Source organism: Candidatus Melainabacteria bacterium, from assembly GCA_003963305.1.
Taxonomy (GTDB): domain Bacteria; phylum Cyanobacteriota; class Vampirovibrionia; order Obscuribacterales; family Obscuribacteraceae; genus PALSA-1081.
Map to the genome: position 1 here is coordinate 133,912 of RXJR01000020.1, position 20,152 is coordinate 154,063.

A 20,152-nucleotide genomic window follows, 5' to 3' on the forward strand; every position below is an offset into this window, starting at 1 on the left:
GTGAATCACTCACTCACCAGGGCAGCTTATCGAATCGATAAGAATAACCACTGCCGATGAAAGCGGCGGGCGCGGTCTGGCTCAGACCGAAACCGAAGTGCAAGTCGACCTGATGATGAGGCTTTACTTTATAGACTCCACCGAAGTGGGCAATCTGTGATGCTGATGCATGCTGGGTGAAAAAGCCCACATATTCAACAAAAACGCTCGCCTTTGAACCGACGGAACGACTGAGCATAAAGTCTGGCTGATACTCGAGGCTTCGACCTGAATTTAGAAGCAGAATAGACTGCATGCCCATAATCGAAAGTTTTGGCGTCAACGGATACGACCACGGCGCCCGCAAAAGACCTTGTACGCCTTTTCCGAAATATGCATCCTGATTACCGGTAGGAATATTAACGGAGGGTATAACACTCAGTTGCAATTTCTTCACCGGTCCTATCTGATACTTGATGCCGACCTCATTCAAGCCAGACACACCACTCTGAGTGTCATGTCTGTGCGCCCGATGCGTTGCACCATAGGATGGAACATACATTTGAAACTCGACTCGGTCCGTCAGACCGACCCGCACTTGGGTTTCACCGGCACCGAAAAAGTTGGTGCCATGTTGAGAATGCTGATACAATCCACCATTTTCTAACTGTAAGCTACCCTTGGGCACCACCAATGGTGAAAACATGAAGCTGGGACGATTCGTGTCTATATCCTCTGTCTTGTCCATAGCAAAAGCGGCAGAGGTACTGAAAAATGACAATAATATCGAAACAACCAGAGAGATGGTGCAACGATGGCTAATCGATGTAGTGAACAACCTCTTGTGTTCCGTGAAAGCAAACCCAACTCATCTATACGACTTGAACACTTTAGCAATAAAACACAGCCGATAAATGACAATACACATAAGAACGGCAAAGCTACTGCCTGTCGGACTTTATTCCAGCTCCAACCATGTTCGAACCAGACCAGGATAGTCTGCAGGCTTTATTACGCAATCATCCATTCCGCAAGATATCAACGACAAAGGATTTTCAATTGATGTAACTCCGACTATCGGCACTCGCTTTCCCGTTTTTTCTTCATCAACACGAATCCTGATGGTTGCTGTAATACCGTCCATAACCGGCATCTCCACATCCATCAGCACAAGAGAATAGTTACGCAATCTGGTTGCCGCAACCGCCTCCGCTCCGTTGCTAGCCACATCTACAAAAAGATCGAAATTTCGTAAGCTGAGCTGCGCGGCACGTGCAATTACCCGGTTATCTTCAGCAACGAGCACAAATGGCTTATTCATCTATGACACCTCGCTGAGCTCTTAGAACTCATTCAATCCAGCGATTAGTCAAAACAGAGTCAAGAAAAACGCTATTTCAACAAGCTAGTGTCTAGATTCGGCTATCAAGATGTTGTCTAGATTTGCATGCGTTTCGGCCGCTGGCACGCACTTTCCAGGCTTTAATGCTTCTTTAACGCAATATCTCGTCATCTCGCATTTGGAAACTGACTGCAGGAAGGCTACTCCCTGGCACTTCAACGGTATTACCCTTATCAGCATGAAAATCCGGGTATCAAGAAAGTGTCAAGATTCGGGCTGGCAGCGGATTTTGAGGAATTCTAGTGCTATGTTGATCTTTATATTTACACTGTAATCAACCTTGTCAAAGCCTATAAATCTTTACGAGATAGTGCATACCGGTCCCTCCACTAGAGAACGTCGATCGGCACACGTCACGAATCGCTTTCGTCGCTGGTTTTTCCAGGGCATAAGGGAAAGCAACAAACACACAGAGCATCAAGCGCCCTGGTACAAGGTCATGTGCTTGACTGGCGTGGATTACTTTTCGACCCTGGGATATTCTCCAGGTATAGCTTTCCTGGCTGCTAATACCCTGTCTCCGCTAGCCACACTCATTCTGGTCGTGCTCACCCTCGCCGGTGCATTACCGGTCTACATGAAAGTGGCACAAGAAAGTCCTCACGGGCAAGGAAGTATCTCAATGCTCGCCCGGTTGTTGCAGGGTTGGAAGGGCAAAATTCTCATCCTCTGCCTGTTGGGATTCGCCGCCACAGACTTCATCATCACAATCACATTATCAGCAGCTGACGCAGCCGCGCACATAGCCCAGAATCCTTTTGCGCCGCTCTGGATGCATGATCGCATCTCAACAACGATGATTTTGCTCGCTCTTCTTGGAGGGGTATTTCTCGTTGGTTTTAGAGAAGCAATCAGCATATCTGTTGTCTTGGTCGGACTCTACTTAGTTCTGAACGCCGTTATCGTCTATGTCAGCGGCATGCATTTAGCGCAAGAGCCGATCAAAATCTCAGACTGGATGACGGGTTTAACACAACACTACGATTCGCCATGGCGAATGATCGGATTGTCGGTATTACTGTTTCCCAAACTCGCACTGGGGATGTCGGGCTTCGAAACAGGTGTCGCCGTTTCTCCACTGGTTCAGGGCAAGGAAAGTGACAGCGCGGAAGCACCTCTGGGCAGAATCGCCAACACCAAGAAACTGCTGATCACTGCCGCCTTGATCATGTCGGTATTTTTGCTGTCGACATCATTTATTACAACTATGCTGATTCCTGCGCAGCACTTCGCGACAGGTGGTATCGCTAACGGACGCGCTCTGGCATACCTGGCTCATCTTTATCTGGGCGACTCGTTCGGCACCATATACGATATTAGTTCGATTCTCATTTTGTGGTTTGCTGGTGCCTCCGCGATGACCGGACTTCTCAACCTGGTGCCTCGCTACTTGCCAAAGTTCGGCATGGCGCCTGAATGGACTAGAGCATCAAGACCGCTGGTAACCTTTTTCACCATCGTCGCATTTCTGGTTACGGCCTGGTTCAAGGCAGACGTAGATGCGCAGGGTGGTGCGTACGCCACCGGCGTATTAGTGCTGATGACGTCCGCAGCATTCGCTTGCACCCTGACCGTCTGGCGTGTCAGCAAAATGATTCGTTTCTTCTTTCTCTCCGTGTTTCTCGTTTTCGTTTACACAACTGTTGTGAACTGCGTTGAGAGACCTGAAGGAATTCAAATCGCCGGCCTATTCATTCTGACGATTTTCGCTGCCTCTCTTATCTCTAGAGCCATGCGCGCGACAGAGTTGAGAGTGCAAAAAGTCGAGCTGGACGCAACAGCAAAAGCGTTTATCGATGAAGCAACCCGCGGCGGAACAGGCGACGTGCGGCTACTTGCCCATCGTCCCGGCGGTACCGACTATGGCTCAAAAGAATCAGAAGCTCGCGAGATTCATAGCTTATTGGGTCCGGACTGCAACTTCATTTTTCTGGAAGTGGAACGCACAGATGCATCGGAATTCGTCGAGAGCTGCTTGGAAGTTTCGGGTCACATCGTCGAAGGCGGATACAAGGTGTTGCGCTGCGATAGTCCGGCGGTGCCCAATGCCATCGCAGCCATTCTTATTCATATTCGAGACAAGACCAACACACTCCCGCATGCGTACTTCGGTTGGACCGAAGGTAATCCGGTGCTCTACATCTTCAAGTATCTATTCTTTGGAGAAGGTGAAACGGCTCCAGTGACAAGAGAAATTTTGAGAGAAATCGAACATAAGCCAGAACGCAGACCTGCGGTGCATGTTGCCTGAGTGCTCGGGGCGATCGAGTGTTCGGGGAAGGGTTCGTGAGTGCTCAGACAATGAAGACGCACTATAGTCAAGCGTCAAAATTGATAGAAACTTGACGAGCCAAGCGCCCATTTTGACGCGTTCTTGCCGCCTTCAGGAGTTTAATGAAAGTGACAGAGCAACGGTCGCGATCAGCATGGATTACTTAGAAAATTCAGTATTCAAATCAAAGGTCGTTATATTCGACCAGCTTTCGTTCTGGCTCATCATCGGCGTTTTCGTAATTTTTATTGCAGGCACAGCATTCGGTCGACTAACTGATGCAGACACCAACAAGAGCAGTTTGCCAAACGCCTCAAGCACTCGCCATCACAGTGTCTATGGACGATTCGGTTCTTTGCACTGGGATAGGTAGTTTCGACCACGCCTGAACCCAATCTGGAAACGTACGACACCGGCGATGGAATTCGACAAAACGACTCGCGACCAGCTTGCTCTCAGCGGTGGCATCATAGGCGGACTCTTCGCATTTATTGCGATCTACAACGTCGGAGCTTTTATTGCTAACGACAAGTTGCTGGCTTACATAATCGCGCTGGTATCAAGTTTCTGCGTCATTTTAGTAGGCACTGGTATCTTCGCCCACATGCTGGAAACAAACAGCGAAACTTCTGGCACTAACGACTAGAAGCTGGGAACGGCGAAGTCTCTGCACTAACGGCTAAAAACCCAAAACATCGAAGTTTCTGCATTAGCGGCTAACAGCTACTCGTTTAAATCGGCTACAAGGGTCTGCGATGAATTAGACTTAGCTTGCTGCTGAAGCCAGCGGGGCGCTCCGTATCTACCGTGAGCTGTGATTTTTCCGACAGTTGATGACGCCTGTATTGTTGCACCTGAAATAGCGACTTTGGTTGGCACAGTCTTGCCCACAGCGATTCCAGCGGCAAATAGAAACAACGCTGTCATGTATACGAAAAAATTGTCTGGCTTGCAGGGCGAAATCGAAATGTTATTCACGAACACGCGCGAGTCAAATTTCATTGACCATCCTCCATTTTGTTGCCGGCCGAAGTGCGGCAAATCTAAGGAATGAGCTGATTCCATAGCGTGAAGAGAAAGAAAACTTTCGCTGTCACTAAAAATCGGGAGGTGTTCGCGACCTTGTTTAGGGCAGAATTCGCGGCGCACTGCGGTGAAGCGAAGCAAAAACAGGAGAAGAAGAACTCAGAAGAGGAACTCGTCCAACAACTTGACAAGCATCACCGTTGATAGAATACCTGACAACTTGTGACGATGACATGACAAAATAGCAAAAACAATCAAAATGGGTCAGGTTTTATGTTCTGCGGTGTTACCAGCCGTAGCCACGCATCCCGTAGCCACCCATGCCGTAACCGCCCATTCCATAGCCACCGCCACCCATGCCATAGCCGCTCATCATCCCGGCTTTGGTTGCGGCTCTAGTGACCATGTATAAAGCTCCGAGCCCGGCGACTGGCAGCGCGACATGCCCGAGAGTTCGGCCAATGCCGCCGACCGCTCCTTTGATCTTCTTGGTATTAATGCTCTTCTCAGGCTTTATGGGTTTATCTGAAAAAGTTGACTGAGCCGGCTGCTGCTGCTCCATCATGGCGCGAGTTGCAGAATTTGATTCCGGCTGAATGGGCTGCTGATACTGATAATTGCCACCAGCAGTATTCTGTTGCGCCTGTCCTCTGTAAGCGTCGTATTGGGGTGTTTCGTACCCCTGGGGCGCCTGTTGAGGCCAGGTCGGTGCGCTGCTCTGGTAATTTGCATAATTAGCGTTCTGGTAACCGGCATTTTGTGCAAAGACAGCCGTGTTTGCGGACGCGAAAAAGATCGCGACCAGAAGCCACGCTCTGGGCTTGGTCATAAGCTTACGCTCTCAGTATGGGTTGGCTAAATTAGGTATCTTCTAGGATACGCCACAAAGTCACGATGTCAAGCAGAATTCATTTAGCAAACGGGCGTTGGAAGATGATTCCGCCATCAAAGGTTCGAGCCTTGAAATAGCCGTTCTCCAGTACTACAAACTTCTTGCGCCGTCCGGTGACAGCCAGCTCCAAATTAAGAGCCGCAAGTAAAGGTTCAAGAATTTCCGCAGTCACATTGAAAGAGACAACTATGCGTTCAATTGCTGATGCACGCTCACAATTAATAGCATCGGCAAGGGCGTGCACCAACTCCAGTTCGTTCAGACCCAGGCTATGCACGTCCCTCTCGCCGCTGGCGACCTTACCTTCACTCAGCACAATTCCGGCAACAGGAACAAGGCGCGATTGCCAGTCGCTTGCTATAAAAGGAATTTCTGGGAGCACGGAAATCGGCGGGCTCTGAAGCATCACTACACTATTCATCAGGCAAGTCTCAGGAAGGGGAGTGAGGAGAGCATAGATTTAAAAAGTGTCAAAACAGTTTCCTTTTGAAAACACAGTTTCTTGGTTGCCAGAGTATTCAAAATGGAGTGGAAACGAGTAAGATTCTCCAACCAGACGCAGGAAGCGCCGCCAAATGTTATTTGAAAGCATAATTGTCCCAATCGACGGCTCTGACTCAAGCCGAATTGCCGCCGACTACGGCTTCTGGTTAGCTTCGTCCTTAAAAGCAAGCCTGACTGCGCAAAATGTCATAGACGCACGCATGACAGATCTGCTGCTCGCTCCGGAATTTGCCGCCGAGTCTGGAATCAAGATCCCTTTGGACGCTTCAGAGAAGCTGTTGAGGGCACAAAAACGCATAGCGCTTCTAACATTGGACTTGTTCAAGAAACAATCTCAAGAACATTCAATTCACGGCGTTAAAACATGTCTTGATATTGGACCTGTGTCGACTTCTATTTTGAAACGTTCGGCAAAACACGATTTAACAATCATTGGGCACCACGGACGAAGCCAGCAAAACGAAGCCGAACATTCAACCGGCTCCGTATCTCGACGAATTGCGCTGGACAGCAATCGCTCAGTCTTAGTGGCATCCCAGCCCATTCAGGAACTGGGGCATATACTGCTGGCGTATGACGGTAGTGCCACCGCAGACAGTGCACTGGTGATGGCAGAGCGCTTAGCTGTCTCGCTGAGGAAGGAGTTGAAAGTCGTTCACGTCGCACCGAGCAAGCAGCAATTTCCTAAAGCTAAAGTTCTGATGCAGCGGGCAGCCACACATCTTAATAAAGCAGCTACTGCATATTCTTCGGCATTCGATAACGGCAAACAATTTCTCGATAAAGTGACATTTATAGTTCGAGAAGGACAGCCGGCCGATACGCTCATCGAATTCGCCCGGGTTACTAATGGATTGCTCGTAATCGGCTCCAATGGCTCGCGTCCGAGATCACACAAAGAGTTTGTAGGAAAGACGGCCGCTTATATCGTACGCATGATGCAGACGTCAGTGCTGGTTTTCAGAGCAGAATAATTCACGATTTCTCCCCGAAATTTAAATGTTGACAAGCCACATTTCGTGCTAACATTTTTTTGTGCGTTTAATACTCTGTTTTGTTCAACAGGTCTACAGTTACTTGAAAATTTTATCGACGTTCCGCAAAGTCGGGCTTACGCTGGCCGCTGTCATCACCATAGCTGGTATCACCCCGACTGTTGTATTTGCTCAAGAGCACCTTGCAGCAGTATCACCAAACGTCTCGTCCATCTATTTATCAGATACGGCAATCAACAACTTCGGTCGTGTCGTACCCGGTATCACTCGCGGTGGACAACCGTCGAACAAAGCTCTGGAGTTAATGGCAAAAGATGGAGTAAAAACCATTATTGATCTGCGCATGACGGGCGTTGGAACGGTAAATGAAGAAGCTGAGACAAAGCACCTTGGTATGAACTACGTTCATATTCCGATGACGCTCCTGACACCGAATAAAGATCAGGTGGCGCAATTTTTGAATGTCGTAAACAAACCCGCTAACCTGCCGGTATTTGTCCACTGCCGACAAGGAGCTGACAGAACGGGAACACTTGTAGCAATCTACCGCCGGAAAGTACAAGGTTGGGATTTCGATAAAACCTACGCGGAAATGCGCGAACACCACTTCAAACCATTCTTATTCGGAATGAAAGATCTGGTCAAAAATTGCCCAAATCAAAGTTTCGAAGTCAACACGACGCAAGTGGCAAACAGCAATCAGGCACCACATACGGTAGCAAACAAGTCATCGGTACAAGAACCGGTGATTGCAAAACTGCATCCGGAAAAGGACAAAATTATGGCTGGAGATTTGCCGCCTGCGGGAACCATGACAATGACAGTCGGCCAGTAATTTCAGGAACAAGTCTTTCTGCGGTCAAAAGCGAACCTGTGCAGTTGTTCAAGTCAATCATCTACTAGAGCAGAAGAGGGTCACGCATTTCTGTGATTCCAGCCTTGTTCAGACTGCGAGATTCCAGCATTGTTCAGGCTGGCGGTTCGTCACGCTTGCCTTTCACATCGGCCCACAAAGCTTGTTCATCGTAGCTTTCTGTGCTGTCTTCTACTGTTCCATCATATTCTCGGATCACTGAGTTACGACGATTTTGATCCAATTTTTTCATGCCCGGGTCAAGCTCATAGAGCCGATATAGCGGCTCTAATGACGTCCTGACGATGCCCAGAATATTGCTTACTTCAGAGCCAATCAGATTGAAAGCAGCCTTCGCCTGTGGCGTGCTAGCGTGCGTATCGATGTCATCGGCGAGCCGAACCAGGCGATCAGTTTCCTTGACGAGCTTGGTTAAAAGCTGCAAAACAGAGATATCGCGGGTATTTCCGGGCTCAGACGGCATCAAGTGACTCCTCCATACACTATTAAAACACCTGTTTGGATATATTCATAACATTGCCGAGCTTCCTAGCTGAAACATTATCCGTTTGCCGCCGAGTGGATTCGAGAAGGATAGTGCTATAAACTGTTGTTTGCCTTACCAGAGCGGCTATCTGGCCGTTGAGAACTTTATGCCACTGCTTGAAATCCAAAATCTCGCCACTACTTTTCCAACTGAAGCTGGGCTGGCAAAAGCAGTTGACGACGTCACTTTCAAGATCGACAAAGGGAAAGTTCTTGGCATCGTCGGTGAATCGGGCTGTGGCAAGTCGATAACATCACTTTCCGTTCTCCGCCTCGTGCCACCTCCTGGTCGCATCGCGTCCGGCAGCATCAAACTGGACGGTCAAAACCTTCTAGAGCTCAAAGAGTCGCAAATGCAATCGATTCGTGGAAATCGAATTGCTCTCATTCCACAAGATCCGATGACCTCATTGAACCCGGTCTATACGGTGGGCGACCAGATCATGGAAGCAATCATGCTGCATCAGAAAGTGAGCAAACAAGAAGCTCGCAAGCGTGCAATAGACGTTCTGGAGCGGGTTCGTATTCCGGAAGCAAAGACCAGAATCGACGAATACCCGCACCAATTCTCGGGCGGCATGCGGCAAAGAGTGATGATTGCAATGGCGCTTTCGTGCGAGCCCGAACTTTTAATTGCCGACGAACCGACAACGGCGCTAGACGTCACAGTTCAGGCGCAGATACTGGATCTCATGCGTTCAATTCAGAAAGAACAGAACATGTCAATTCTGTTGATTACGCACGATCTGGGGGTGGTAGCAGAGATGTGCGATCACGTCGCCGTCATGTACGCAGGCGCTGTGGTCGAATATGCAAACGTGCAAGAATTATTTGCTCATCCTAAGATGCCTTACACGGTAGGCTTGATTAACTCCTTGCCGAGACCGGGCGGCGAACGACTTACACCAATCGAGGGGCAGCCACCGAGTCTGGTGAATCTTCCGAAAGGCTGCCGATTTGCAGACCGATGCCCGCTTGTCGAGCCTCGATGCCGAGAGTCCGTGCCGCCTCTCGAAGAAAAACGTCCCGGACACTTCGCACGCTGCGTCGTGGTGCCAAGCGAAATGGAAACCCCAAGTCAAGCATAGGTAGTTAAATGCGATCGACAAGAATATTGACCACCAGCCAGATTCGCAGGTTAGAAGCTGACTGGATCGAACAATGCGGAAGCAACTGGTCTCAAGTTTTGATGGAAGTTGCCGGTCGAGGCGCCGCAAAAATCGCTCTGAAGATGTGGGAGAACGACCCGGGAAACGTAATCGTCATATGTGGACGCGGTAACAATGGTGGCGACGGCATGGTCATCGCTCGCTACCTTCATATGTGGGGGCTTCCAGTCAGCGTGTGGCTGGTCAGCAAAGACAGCTCACCGAAAATCGAGATGTCGACTGTCGAATCGAAAACAAATCGCACCATTTTGGAAAATCTTGGTGTGGATGTAACAGTCTCCAATGAATCTCCTCTGCATGCCTTGTCTGAAGTAACTCTGATTGTAGATGCATTGTTTGGTACAGGATTAGACCGCGATTTAGAAGGTGCTTTCCGCACTGCAGTCGACGCTATCAATCGCAGCGGCAAATCAGTACTTGCGGTCGACATGCCCTCCGGAGTCAATTCCGATACCGGAAAGGTGATGGGTTCAGCGGTTCGAGCTGATCACACCGTCACATTCGGATATCTAAAACCTGGTCTCTTGTGCCATCCCGGCGCCAATTTAGCAGGCGACCTCAGCGTAATCGACATAGGCCTACCGGATGCCGACGAAGACGAGCAACCGATCATCACGCTGATCACTTCGGACTACGTGCGGGGCTTGCTGCCTCCACGTCCCACCGATTCCAACAAGGGCACATTCGGTTCTGTCCTGACCATTGCCGGCAGTCTCGGCATGAGCGGCGCCACTTTGCTGGCAAGCCAGAGTGCACTCCGAACAGGGGCGGGATTGTCACTACTGGCGACACCAAAAACGCTGGTACTAAATCTGCCACCAGGTGAAGTCATCTATCATGCCATTCCAGAAACAACTGATTATTCAATTGGAACAAGCGCCATCAAGAATGTCGAAAAGCTTGTTGAGCGAGTAACAGCAATCATTCTGGGTCCGGGTCTATCAACACACGATGAAACAGTCTCGTTCGTTCATACCTTCGTTAAAGACTGTCTCGCTGAAAACGACAAACCATGCATTATCGACGCCGACGCACTCAACGCTATCGCTAAAGACACATCGGTTATACCTGCCTCGGCTGAACACATCGTGCTTACTCCGCATCCAAAAGAATTGTCTCGATTGATGGATTGCAGCGTGCAAGAGATTCAAGAAGACCGCGTTAAAGCCGCTTCCGATGCTGCGGCTAAGTTCGGTTGCGTGGTAGTTCTCAAAGGTGCTCACTCGATAGTAGCCAGCCCGGATGGCGAGCTATTTGTCAACCCTACGGGCAATGCGGGAATGGCTACGGCCGGAGCAGGAGACGTACTTTCGGGCATTATTGGCGGACTGCTTGCGCAGGGACTGAAACCGACCGACGCTGCGGCAGTCGGCGTTTACCTGCATGGTGCCGCCGGAGATTACGCCGCCGCAGAAATTGGCGAAACCGGACTGATCGCGGGCGATATAATGAGTGCCATTCCATTTGCCATTAGCAATATCGAAAAAGGCGATGCCAGCGAACTGGAACAACAATTGACTGGTATCATCGCAGCTGAATAATGGCAATACGCCAGTGAGGTCGCAGTCCGATGACCGAACCTGAACACTTACCGATAAATTCCAGAGAGAATGATAGTGATACTTGAAAGCGCGTTGGGTGTTAAGACATCAAAGCAGCGCCGGTTGCAGAAACTCCAGCGTCTTGCGACGCGTGTCGAGAGCCACAGTCAAGCCGATCGGAATGGTCGGGCACGCCCCGCCTGCAATCGGAAAATCGAAAATGCTCGGCAGATTCAATTCAACCAACCTCTCCGAGAACAAATCTTCGACAGACAAAATGTTGAACGAACCTTTATTGCCGCAGTTATCGAAATAACCGAGCGCAACCGCTTTTACTTTCTCGAGTTGTCCTGATACATATAGAGTGGTAAACCATCGGTCCAAAATATCGTTGCGTTCGTCGTGGTCAGTCAAAAACAATACTGCGTCAGTAAGATCGGGTTCGAATTCCGTACCGAAAAGCGACGCCAATCCCGTCAAATTTCCACCGAGAAGCGGTCCCTGGCCAATGCCCTCAACAGCAACATGACTGTGACTGTCAGACCAAGCCGCACCATTACCAGTGCCAGCGAAAAGTGTAGTCAAAGCAGATGATGCTGTCAGTGTAGATTTCAGACGGAGAAAAGTAGACTCGCTTTTTATGTCTTCGAGATTCGGTCCGTGAAAGGTTATCAATCCGGTTCTCTTCTGAACGCCCATCAAAATGGTGGTGTTCTCACCGCCACCGACAATAATTTTTGGCTGGCGCTCGATGGCGGCATATTCCAGAAAAGGCAGCAGGGACAGTGCTCCAAAGCCACCACTAATACAAAAGATGGCGGACACGGAATCGTCATTTAGAAATCCATTGAAGTCACTGGTCCTATCCGCGACACTACCTGCGGTGTGCCCTTTTACTTCCAAAACATGTTCGCCGATGACTGGACTGAATCCCATATCTTCGATCAGGCGCGCTGCACGTGAAACAACAGATGGTCGATAAGGTCGCCCGCCGGGTGCGACCAACCCGACTCGATCGCCTGGTTTCAGGGCATTTGCTTTCAATGATGTTTTATTCGTCATCTTCAACTTGTTGCAACTTCGTCAATACTAAAGCGAACATTCTCCCTGTCTGTGGCATCAAGCGTAGCCATTACTCCTAGTGGCATTGTAAATTTTTCTACTCCATGTCCCAGTCTCAAACCATAGACAACAGGCACATCGAGATCGCCCAACTGCTCACGCAAAACCGATTCAAGACTGTCGTTCAGAGGCGATACTTTTCTACCACTTTCACCAGGCTTGCATTCCACACTCTCGCCGACAATAATGCCTGCTGCTCCCTGAAATTTATTGGCCAACTTCAGTTGCACCAGCATCCTCTCGATACTATGTGGCTCCTCGCCAACGTCTTCGATAAAAAATATCTTGCCGGTTGTTTCGATTTCGAACGGCGTTCCAAGCATCTGTTTAATCAAAGTCAACGAACCACCGATAATTTGACCAGTAGCGCGACCGGCTCGTAACACCATGCGTGGTGGCGGATATTTCGGCTTGAACTCAGGTTCCGGCGGGTCTTCGATTGCTCCAAGTGCTTGATCACCCATCACAGCCTCTTTGAAATGCCTGTATGTGTAATCAGCTTCGAAAAAATTCCCTAAGGTAGGTCCGTGAAAAGTAACCAGACCGGTCTGTTGATGAATGGGAACCAACAGACCTGTTATATCGCTGAAACCGACCAAAATTTTGGGATTTCTTGCCAACAGCTCAAAGTCGATCTTCGGCAGCAAGCGCACCGAGCCCGTACCGCCACGGAGCGGCATCACCATCTTGACCTCGGGATCTGCCCAGATGGTGTGCAAATCTTCGACGCGAGCCTCATCTCGACCAGCCAGGTCACCATAACGCGCAAAAACGTGCTTTCCGAGTTTGTATTTGAGTCCAAGTTTCTTCAAACGGCTGAAACTGTACTCAACATGACCTTGCTCGAAGGCTGGGCTCGACGGAGCGATAATGCCGACAGTGTCGCCTTCACGCAGTCTCTGGGGTTTCTTAAGCATAGGCATGTGTTAATTGTAGCCCATGAATTATGCCGATTTTGCCCATAAGTAGCCACTGTCCTTGGTATAGTTATGCGTGCAAAGCCTACGCAGCCAAGCAGCTTGACGTACTCACCGACAGCGTGGATTTATCGATGCTCAAGACGGAAACATCGCCCCAGACGCGAAAGAACGAATTCTCACTCTATACGGCTGAGCAGCGGAAGTGGCTTGACAAAGCACGCGCATTCGCCGATGCAGTGCCGCTCAGCGACGTAATCAAGTCAGACACGGAAAACACTTTCAGGCGCGACCTGTTCGAAGCAGCCTGCAAAGAGGGACTGGGCAGTCTGCCGTTCCCAACCACTTACGGCGGCTCCGGCGGTGATTATGTGAGTTTCTGCCTGGTCAATGAAGAATTCGGCAGGCGCTGCGTTCCCATTATGAGTTCGCTTGGCGTGCATGTGCTCTGCCAGGAGCCAGTCTTCAGGTTCGGCACAGAGGAACAAAAGCAGAAATATCTGGTTCCTTCATCGCAAGGCAAGTACCTGGCGGCTTTCGGTCTGACTGAGCCTGCAGCAGGTTCGGACACTGCAGCCATAGAGACATCGGCCAAGCTGGTCGGTAACGAGTACATCCTCAACGGGACCAAGACGTTCATAACCAGTGGCGGTTCAGCCGATTATTACATTGTGATGGCACGCTTGACTGATGTCGACGATGCGGGCATCACTTCTTTCATCGTTGAGAGAAATTTCCCCGGCTTTCAGATCGGTCAAAAGTTCGACATGCTGGGCATGCGTGGATACGCAACATGCGAAATCGTTTTCAACGACTGCAAAGTGCCGAAGGCAAATCTTCTTGGACCGCATGGTGCCGGGAGAAAAGTAGCGCTGTCGAGCCTTGGAAAAGGTCGCGTCACAATCGCGGCTCAATCGACAGGATGGGCGCAAGGGGCTCTTGAAGGGGCAATCGCAGCAGTCAAAGCCAAACCCGAAAGCGAGCGACAAGCACTTTATCATCTGATCGGTGAGCTGGCAGGCGAAGTTGAGGCTGGTCGCGTTTTGACTTATCAGGCCGCTGCGCGAATTGACCAGGGCGATCCTGACGTGACAGTTGCAGCGATGGCGAAAATTCGTGCGACTGACGCTGCCATGCGAGTTTCAACTGAAGCGATATCAATTGCAGGCTTAGCTGGAATGGATCCAGAGAAGTTGTTGGAACGCATTTTCAGAGATGCTAAAGCCGGACAAATTTACGAAGGAACAAACCAGATTCAACGAATGTTGATTGCACGCTCACTGCTCAAGTAGGTTATGACTCAGTCTGATTTAAACCAGGTGATTGCTGAACCGGCTGTTCCCATGCCGCTTGATCTGGCGCAGGAATTCAGCAGCAAACGTCAGGCTGCAGAGACAGCGATTAAGGGGCTTATCGCTGCAGCGATAGTGAACGTGCTGGCCATCATCGCTTTGATCATATTCGTAGAACCGCTTTTCGCAGGGAAAGTCGTTTTGATTGAAGTCATGTTCGCGATCTCGGCAGTTTGTCTGGTTATCGTGATTGGACACAACAAAATCATGAGCCTCCTGACACAAGCAGAAGAAATAGCCTATTTTGCACGAGATCAGGCATTCATTGATTTGAATACTTTGCGCGAAGAACTAGTGCGACTGCGACACAAAGTGCGTCGTGATGTTGATGCGGAAGGCTACGGTCATGTTAACGAGCTGCTCAAAATGGTCAGCCCGCTCGTCATGATGTTTATACAAAAAGAGAAAAACGTTCTTCGATGGGGAATGTTCGGTTGGAAAATTGCGCAAAACGCAATGGCAATCATCAAGCAGCGATCGAAACAACAGTGATTTACATGGGACAAATAGCTTCGAATTCTACCTTCAGCTTCAAAGCGTATGCCTCTGATCGACGAGTTTTGATCGAGAAGCGACTTGAACAATATATGAGTGCAAACGAACCGGAAAAGCTCTGGGAATCGATGCGCTATTCGGTTCTGTCGGGCGGCAAAAGGCTTAGAGCGCTCTTATGTTTAGCCGCAGCTGAAGCAATTCTGCCCAACGAAGATGTAGCCGATCTCGTATTGCCGTGCGCGTGCGCAATTGAAATGGTGCACGCCATGAGTCTTATCCATGACGATTTACCGTCTATGGACAACGATGATTTGAGACGAGGTAAGCCCACCAATCACAAAGTTTTTGGCGAAGCGATGGCATTGCTGGCAGGTGACGCATTGCTAATGCTGGCCAACGAAATCCTTATAGAGGAAACTCCAGCAAAAGTTGACCGGAACATTCTGCTTTCTGTAGTCAAAGAACTATCGATCGCAACCGGCGCTCACGGCATGGTGGGCGGACAAGTTGAAGACATGAACTTCACAGGCGCTTTTGAGCAAGGACATACAAATAAAGAGTTTGTTGACGAAAAGATTTTGTCGTCCATCCATCGCCGCAAAACAGGTGCGCTAATCACATTTTCAATTTGGTCCGGAGCGCGTCTTGCCGGCGCAAATGAGAGACAACTCATAGATCTGAAACGATTCGGCGAGATACTCGGACTGGCATTTCAAATTACCGATGATCTATTAGATGTAACCGGTGATGCCAGCACACTTGGAAAGACACCAGGTAAAGACGAAGCCACGCAGAAGGCGACATGGGTGAGACTGTTCGGAATTGAAGGATCGAAGCAGCGCCTGCAAGAGTTGGAAAGCGAAGGTCTGGAAATTCTCAGAAGCAACAATATCGAGAGCGGCTCTGCACCTGCACTTACCGAGCTTCTCAAGTACGCAATACATCGAGTAAATTAAGGGGTTTTCAACTTAGCAAATGCAGCATGATTGGTCATCACTAATTTCACTCGCCACTACTTTCGCCGATGCGACCACAGCGGTCACGGCTGCGTCAGCACCCCTTCCTCCCAGTCAAACGCGTGGCTGGCAAGTTATCTGCGTAACTGTTCTTTGCAGCACACTCGCTCAAGCAGTCAAAATTGTGACCAAGCTAATCAGGACCGGAAAGCTCGACCTGAGAATGCTCGCCAAGACAGGTGGAATGCCGTCGAGCCACAGCTGCTGCACTATGGGAATGGCAGTTTCGGTCGGGCTGATTGAAGGATTCAACTCAGTTTCGTTTGCTATTGCATTGTGCCTTGCAATGATTGTCATGTACGACGCAGCCGGCGTCAGACGGCATGTTGGGCTGCAAGCCAAGGTCATGAACGAGATGATGACGGAATTGTTTTCGGACCACCCGCGTCTATCTTCTGAGCGTATTAAAGAATTCCTAGGGCATACACCGAAGGAAGTTTTCGTCGGAGCGATACTGGGATCTGTGATCGCATGGTTGTTCAACATGTGGGCCGTGAGTCATTTTGCGCAAGTTTGACAAGCGATGTCACGCACCGCAAAACCCTGATTATGTGAAAAGAGTGTAATACATGACTTCCGCGCTTTCTTGTAACTTTGCTATATAATCAAGGTCTTGGAAAGGGTTGCCAGGTTCACTCCCGAAGACTACTGACAAAGTTAGTGATCGAGAGTTTTGATTGAAAGAAAACAAAATCTTTCAATTTGAATAACGGAACAAACGTTAGGAACATGTCACTTTTCAAGGGGAACCATTGATCTAAGCTATTAGTCAATGGATGTGCGTTGGAGGGTAGCGAAAGCTATCGTTTAAAAACAAGCAAGATATCACTTGCGATACCAGTCGGGTTCCGATCTTTAGAAAAGGAGGAAAGGCAGAGATTGACAAATAAGCTAATCGAAAAAAGCTTTGTTCTGCTGCCGCAAACTGAATGAATACAACGGTTCAAACAAACACTTCCGTGAAGACTACTTCGCCACGACGTTCGCGTTTTCCTGGCAAAGAGTCTGGTTCGGTTTCGTTCAATTTGACCGCGCTCGGCCGCCAGTTGCTCAAAGAGCAAGCTGCAAGCGCAGGCGTATCCAATGGCGACTATGTCGAAATGCTCATTCGTGAGCGCGCCGGCATGCCTCCACTGAGATTGCCAGCATCTGCTAAGCAAACCGGTCCAAAGGGCGGCGCTAAATCGTTCTTCTTCGGCAAAAACCGTGGAACGACCACCGCTGTCTGCGTAACACCCATGGCACACCGTCTTTTGGACGAGCAAGTTGCAGCGTCTCGCATGAGCCGCGGTGACTATATAGAATATTTGCTCCGCGAAAAAGGTGGCGTGATCGAAGAAAGCATCACTGCAGCTATCGCCGCTCAAGCAGCACAGCCGCAGCCAGTTGCAGCTCCCCAACAATCGTTTGCTCCTCCAGTAGCCGAACAAGTTACTGAAGTTGCTTACATACAACCTACAGTTTCAACAACTACTGACTGGAACACCAGCAACTAGTCTGAAACCTAGTTCCTCCTTTAAGAGCCCTTGCAGAAATGCGAGGGCTTTTGATTTTTGATTCTTGCCACCGCTTTTAGTGACGGATCAACCTTCACATCAGGGATACCTTCTCATCAGGGCTACTTTCTCAACAGGCAAACTGCAATCCTTAGCAAGCCGTAACTCAGATGGAACCGTTACGCCTCGCATCCGTCATCGAGACGGTCGCACTCTCATGAAGGATTACCAGGAAGGATCACTGATGTCATCGATTGGAACCAAGTCGCTGCTGCCCGTCCTGCTTATAGCAGGGACGCTGAGTTTGTATTCTTCGGCACTGGGCCAGGAAAACTCGCCTATAGGCACCAAAAGGAAACCAAGAGAGACACAGACAAAAATAGATACACAGACAAGAAAAGCTACGCAGACCAAAGATACACACTCAACAAACGAGAAGCCAATCAGAGCGACCCAGGCAACTAAAGACCTGGGTGGTACGGCCACATCGCCAAAGAACAACCGGGGCGTGCCGGTTAGGAAGGTCAGCGCTCACACAGACAAAATGAACAAGCAGACGGCTAAAGCCGTCAACAAAATACCCGGCGTCAATATTCAGGCGTCAGACTTGCAGCCTCCAGCCGAAGACCCGCCGATCAAAGGTTTTCACCCCATCAAAAAGCTATTGCGTCCTGTTATCAGACTCGGCAAAAGCTCTGTTCAGATTCAACAATCGATGATGCAGCTAGAGGGTCCGATCGCTGCACTGCACCCGAGCATGATAGCGCTCGATCGCAAGATGACGAACGTAGACCACCAGATGGAGCGAATGCAAAAGCAGCTTGTGGCGATGGGGGGCAACGTCGATCACATCAATGCCGGGCTGGATAAAGTCGGCAACCGCGTTGATGAGGTACGCCAGGACATTAGCGGAATGACACAGCAGGTAAAGCATCTCATCATTCCAATCAAAGCCCTTCAAACACCACTGCACGAGTTGATGGAACCACTTAGAGACGTAACCAAGCCAATGAGCCAGGTCCACGGTCAGCTGGCAGAACTGCACACAATGCTGCACTGGGTGCTAGTAGCAATTATTATCAGCGTTGTAGCAATTACAATCGGCACTCCGCTGGCTGCAATTTACGTCTACAGAAATCGGAAGAAGATTTTCCCGCATCTGCGCCAGCCTGGTGAGGACTTGCCACTCGAGCAATTACGCGAAAAACATTTGTCCGCAGCTTAATGACGCAGCCGATTACGGTCGGTAAAATAGATCCTTCGTTTCGTTACGTGTACTCCACTCCACGAGGGGCTTGTTTTTCTTATGGCCAAATCGAGCGCGACTCTAGAAGATCCAGTTCTGCACGCCAGCCAGGAATTCATAAATAATCCGTACCCGACTTTTGAAAGATTTCGGAACGAAGCTCCTGTCTTCTGGAGCGATAAAGGCAAGTATTGGCTGGTTAGCAAATACGCAGACATACAGAACATCCTGCGTGACTTGCACTACGAAAAGGGCTTACAAAATTCAAACATGCTCAATCCAGTCGTGAAGATGCTTCCGCCTGTCAAAGAAGCAATCAAGTCGCGCTCCACCTGGATGCTCAATCAAAATCCACCAGACCACACGCGCCTGCGTTCACTCGTAAACCGTGCCTTTACGCCAACCATGGTCAATTCCATGCGTGGCCACATTGAAGACATCGCCAATAGATTGCTCGATGACGTCGCGCAAAAAGGCGAAATGGATATTGTTCAAGATTTCGCGTTTCCGTTACCTGTAACCGTAATTGCAGAAATGCTTGGCGTTCCGCCTGAAGATAGACAAATCATCAAAGGTTTTTCGAAACGGCTGACCGACGGGCTTGAGCCGGGTTTCGATGTAGGTCGAATCACGCGAGCAAACAGCGCCGTGCAAGAATTTGAAGATTATCTGCGACCACTGGTTGAAGAGCGTCGCAAACATGCGCAAAACGATTTGATTTCTGCGCTTGTTGCCGCCGAAGAGCAGGGCGATAAGTTGACACTGGATGAATTGCTCGGAAATTGTGTGCTCATGCTCGTCGCCGGACATGAAACCACAGTCAATCTGATTGGCAACTCCGTTCTGGCACTTCTCAATCATCCAGATCAGATGGAATTGTTGAAGGCACAGCCGGAGCTGTGCGTAACAGCAGTGAATGAATTTCTCCGTTATGAGAGCCCTGTGCAAACCGTCCGCAGAATGGCTGCGCAAGAGTTGGAATTGCACGGGCAAAAAATCAAAACGGGAGATACTCTTTTACTGCTTTTGGGCTCGGCAAATCGCGACCCCGATCACTATCAAAACGCGGACAAGCTCGATATTACTCGCGCTGATAATCGGCACCTCGCATTCGGAACGGGCATCCATCATTGTCTCGGATCATCGCTTGCCGAAGTCGAGGGACAGATTGCAATAACAACGTTGCTAAAACGCTTTCCGAATTTGAAAATGAAATCGACAAATGTCGAATTCAAATTCCCATTCGCATTGCGTGGGCCCAAAGAACTATTAGTCAGTTTCTGACAGCAGACGTTTCCGACCCGGCAACACCTTAGTTTCTAACACGGC

The 20,152-nt window shown here is 49.5% G+C and carries 21 protein-coding genes and 1 pseudogene; 14 read left to right on the plus strand and 8 right to left on the minus strand.

The features are described 5' to 3' along the window. Positions 1-13: 13 nt before the first annotated feature. Together EKK48_19540 and EKK48_19545 are read right to left on the minus strand one after the other, a co-directional pair. Complete coding sequence (locus tag EKK48_19540) at positions 14-727, minus strand: transporter (GenBank protein ID RTL39242.1); 714 nt, start codon at positions 725-727, stop codon at positions 14-16. A 210-nt stretch (positions 728-937) separates the two neighbouring features. Beyond that, entirely contained in the window at positions 938-1,300 is a 363-nt protein-coding gene (locus EKK48_19545) for a response regulator (protein ID RTL39243.1), read from the minus strand. A gap of 391 nt (positions 1,301-1,691) precedes the next feature. Here EKK48_19545 and EKK48_19550 point away from each other — a divergent pair, with 391 nt between their 5' ends. The 3 genes from EKK48_19550 to EKK48_19560 all read left to right on the plus strand — a co-directional run bounded on the left by EKK48_19550 (position 1,692) and on the right by EKK48_19560 (position 4,299). Continuing rightward, on the plus strand, positions 1,692-3,632 hold the full coding sequence (locus EKK48_19550; protein RTL39331.1) for an amino acid transporter: 1,941 nt from the start codon (positions 1,692-1,694) through the stop codon (positions 3,630-3,632). A 175-nt stretch (positions 3,633-3,807) separates the two neighbouring features. Further along, positions 3,808-4,026 carry a hypothetical protein gene (locus EKK48_19555; GenBank protein RTL39244.1) on the plus strand — a complete coding sequence of 73 codons (219 nt, stop codon included), beginning with the start codon at positions 3,808-3,810 and terminating at the stop codon, positions 4,024-4,026. Positions 4,027-4,071: 45 nt separating this feature from the next. After that, positions 4,072-4,299 (plus strand): hypothetical protein, encoded by a 228-nt coding sequence (locus tag EKK48_19560; protein ID RTL39245.1) that lies wholly within the window; start codon positions 4,072-4,074, stop codon positions 4,297-4,299. Between the two features lie 77 nt (positions 4,300-4,376). On the opposite strand, the gene EKK48_19565 is transcribed toward EKK48_19560, so the two are convergent. The 3 genes and pseudogenes from EKK48_19565 to EKK48_19575 all read right to left on the minus strand — a co-directional run bounded on the left by EKK48_19565 (position 4,377) and on the right by EKK48_19575 (position 5,992). Next, entirely contained in the window at positions 4,377-4,655 is a 279-nt protein-coding gene (locus EKK48_19565) for a hypothetical protein (GenBank protein ID RTL39246.1), read from the minus strand. A gap of 316 nt (positions 4,656-4,971) precedes the next feature. Further along, positions 4,972-5,046, minus strand: a pseudogene (locus EKK48_19570) (RNA-binding protein). Between the two features lie 541 nt (positions 5,047-5,587). Beyond that, entirely contained in the window at positions 5,588-5,992 is a 405-nt protein-coding gene (locus tag EKK48_19575; protein RTL39247.1) for a hypothetical protein, read from the minus strand. A gap of 154 nt (positions 5,993-6,146) precedes the next feature. On the opposite strand from EKK48_19575, the gene EKK48_19580 reads away from it, so the two are divergent. Both EKK48_19580 and EKK48_19585 read left to right on the plus strand, forming a co-directional pair. After that, positions 6,147-7,049: a universal stress protein gene (locus EKK48_19580; GenBank protein RTL39248.1), complete on the plus strand. Its 903-nt coding sequence runs from the start codon at positions 6,147-6,149 to the stop codon at positions 7,047-7,049. 61 nt (positions 7,050-7,110) lie between these two features. Beyond that, positions 7,111-7,905 carry a hypothetical protein gene (locus EKK48_19585; GenBank protein ID RTL39249.1) on the plus strand — a complete coding sequence of 265 codons (795 nt, stop codon included), beginning with the start codon at positions 7,111-7,113 and terminating at the stop codon, positions 7,903-7,905. A 133-nt stretch (positions 7,906-8,038) separates the two neighbouring features. Here EKK48_19585 and EKK48_19590 read toward each other — a convergent pair whose 3' ends face one another. After that, positions 8,039-8,407 (minus strand): hypothetical protein, encoded by a 369-nt coding sequence (locus EKK48_19590; protein RTL39250.1) that lies wholly within the window; start codon positions 8,405-8,407, stop codon positions 8,039-8,041. A 169-nt stretch (positions 8,408-8,576) separates the two neighbouring features. Between EKK48_19590 and EKK48_19595 the strand changes: the two genes are divergently transcribed. Together EKK48_19595 and EKK48_19600 are read left to right on the plus strand one after the other, a co-directional pair. Beyond that, positions 8,577-9,557: an ABC transporter ATP-binding protein gene (locus EKK48_19595; protein RTL39251.1), complete on the plus strand. Its 981-nt coding sequence runs from the start codon at positions 8,577-8,579 to the stop codon at positions 9,555-9,557. 8 nt (positions 9,558-9,565) lie between these two features. Continuing rightward, the gene (locus tag EKK48_19600; GenBank protein RTL39252.1) at positions 9,566-11,179 is read left to right on the plus strand and encodes an NAD(P)H-hydrate dehydratase; all 1,614 of its coding nucleotides are present in this window, start codon (positions 9,566-9,568) and stop codon (positions 11,177-11,179) included. A gap of 108 nt (positions 11,180-11,287) precedes the next feature. On the opposite strand, the gene EKK48_19605 is transcribed toward EKK48_19600, so the two are convergent. Both EKK48_19605 and EKK48_19610 read right to left on the minus strand, forming a co-directional pair. Then, positions 11,288-12,241 carry an LD-carboxypeptidase gene (locus EKK48_19605; protein RTL39253.1) on the minus strand — a complete coding sequence of 318 codons (954 nt, stop codon included), beginning with the start codon at positions 12,239-12,241 and terminating at the stop codon, positions 11,288-11,290. 2 nt (positions 12,242-12,243) lie between these two features. After that, positions 12,244-13,224 carry an LD-carboxypeptidase gene (locus tag EKK48_19610; GenBank protein ID RTL39254.1) on the minus strand — a complete coding sequence of 327 codons (981 nt, stop codon included), beginning with the start codon at positions 13,222-13,224 and terminating at the stop codon, positions 12,244-12,246. A 23-nt stretch (positions 13,225-13,247) separates the two neighbouring features. Between EKK48_19610 and EKK48_19615 the strand changes: the two genes are divergently transcribed. From EKK48_19615 to EKK48_19645, 7 genes are all read left to right on the plus strand, one after another. Further along, complete coding sequence (locus EKK48_19615; GenBank protein RTL39255.1) at positions 13,248-14,510, plus strand: acyl-CoA dehydrogenase; 1,263 nt, start codon at positions 13,248-13,250, stop codon at positions 14,508-14,510. Positions 14,511-14,513: 3 nt separating this feature from the next. Then, on the plus strand, positions 14,514-15,062 hold the full coding sequence (locus tag EKK48_19620; GenBank protein ID RTL39256.1) for a hypothetical protein: 549 nt from the start codon (positions 14,514-14,516) through the stop codon (positions 15,060-15,062). After that, positions 14,990-16,021, plus strand: coding sequence for a polyprenyl synthetase family protein (locus EKK48_19625; GenBank protein RTL39257.1), 1,032 nt, complete (start codon positions 14,990-14,992; stop codon positions 16,019-16,021). The genes EKK48_19620 and EKK48_19625 overlap by 73 nt, the downstream gene beginning before the upstream one ends. Positions 16,022-16,040: 19 nt before the next feature. Then, entirely contained in the window at positions 16,041-16,598 is a 558-nt protein-coding gene (locus EKK48_19630; GenBank protein RTL39258.1) for a divergent PAP2 family protein, read from the plus strand. 412 nt (positions 16,599-17,010) lie between these two features. Continuing rightward, positions 17,011-17,577 (plus strand): hypothetical protein, encoded by a 567-nt coding sequence (locus EKK48_19635; protein ID RTL39259.1) that lies wholly within the window; start codon positions 17,011-17,013, stop codon positions 17,575-17,577. A 244-nt stretch (positions 17,578-17,821) separates the two neighbouring features. Next, entirely contained in the window at positions 17,822-18,802 is a 981-nt protein-coding gene (locus EKK48_19640; protein ID RTL39260.1) for a hypothetical protein, read from the plus strand. An 81-nt stretch (positions 18,803-18,883) separates the two neighbouring features. Continuing rightward, positions 18,884-20,107, plus strand: a complete 1,224-nt coding sequence (locus tag EKK48_19645) for a cytochrome P450 (protein RTL39261.1) — start codon at positions 18,884-18,886, stop codon at positions 20,105-20,107. Positions 20,108-20,152: the final 45 nt, after the last annotated feature.

Bases quoted from the DNA above. Each gene is read 5' to 3' on its own strand.
- EKK48_19540 (RTL39242.1), bottom strand. From the start codon at position 727: ATGGACAAGACAGAGGATATAGACACGAATCGTCCCAGCTTCATGTTT.
- EKK48_19545 (RTL39243.1), bottom strand. From the start codon at position 1,300: ATGAATAAGCCATTTGTGCTCGTTGCTGAAGATAACCGGGTAATTGCA.
- EKK48_19555 (RTL39244.1), top strand. From the start codon at position 3,808: ATGGATTACTTAGAAAATTCAGTATTCAAATCAAAGGTCGTTATATTC.
- EKK48_19560 (RTL39245.1), top strand. From the start codon at position 4,072: ATGGAATTCGACAAAACGACTCGCGACCAGCTTGCTCTCAGCGGTGGC.
- EKK48_19565 (RTL39246.1), bottom strand. From the start codon at position 4,655: ATGAAATTTGACTCGCGCGTGTTCGTGAATAACATTTCGATTTCGCCC.
- EKK48_19575 (RTL39247.1), bottom strand. From the start codon at position 5,992: ATGAATAGTGTAGTGATGCTTCAGAGCCCGCCGATTTCCGTGCTCCCA.
- EKK48_19580 (RTL39248.1), top strand. From the start codon at position 6,147: ATGTTATTTGAAAGCATAATTGTCCCAATCGACGGCTCTGACTCAAGC.
- EKK48_19590 (RTL39250.1), bottom strand. From the start codon at position 8,407: ATGCCGTCTGAGCCCGGAAATACCCGCGATATCTCTGTTTTGCAGCTT.
- EKK48_19595 (RTL39251.1), top strand. From the start codon at position 8,577: ATGCCACTGCTTGAAATCCAAAATCTCGCCACTACTTTTCCAACTGAA.
- EKK48_19600 (RTL39252.1), top strand. From the start codon at position 9,566: ATGCGATCGACAAGAATATTGACCACCAGCCAGATTCGCAGGTTAGAA.
- EKK48_19605 (RTL39253.1), bottom strand. From the start codon at position 12,241: ATGACGAATAAAACATCATTGAAAGCAAATGCCCTGAAACCAGGCGAT.
- EKK48_19610 (RTL39254.1), bottom strand. From the start codon at position 13,224: ATGCCTATGCTTAAGAAACCCCAGAGACTGCGTGAAGGCGACACTGTC.
- EKK48_19615 (RTL39255.1), top strand. From the start codon at position 13,248: ATGCCGATTTTGCCCATAAGTAGCCACTGTCCTTGGTATAGTTATGCG.
- EKK48_19620 (RTL39256.1), top strand. From the start codon at position 14,514: ATGACTCAGTCTGATTTAAACCAGGTGATTGCTGAACCGGCTGTTCCC.
- EKK48_19625 (RTL39257.1), top strand. From the start codon at position 14,990: ATGGGGAATGTTCGGTTGGAAAATTGCGCAAAACGCAATGGCAATCAT.
- EKK48_19630 (RTL39258.1), top strand. From the start codon at position 16,041: ATGCAGCATGATTGGTCATCACTAATTTCACTCGCCACTACTTTCGCC.
- EKK48_19635 (RTL39259.1), top strand. From the start codon at position 17,011: ATGAATACAACGGTTCAAACAAACACTTCCGTGAAGACTACTTCGCCA.
- EKK48_19640 (RTL39260.1), top strand. From the start codon at position 17,822: ATGTCATCGATTGGAACCAAGTCGCTGCTGCCCGTCCTGCTTATAGCA.
- EKK48_19645 (RTL39261.1), top strand. From the start codon at position 18,884: ATGGCCAAATCGAGCGCGACTCTAGAAGATCCAGTTCTGCACGCCAGC.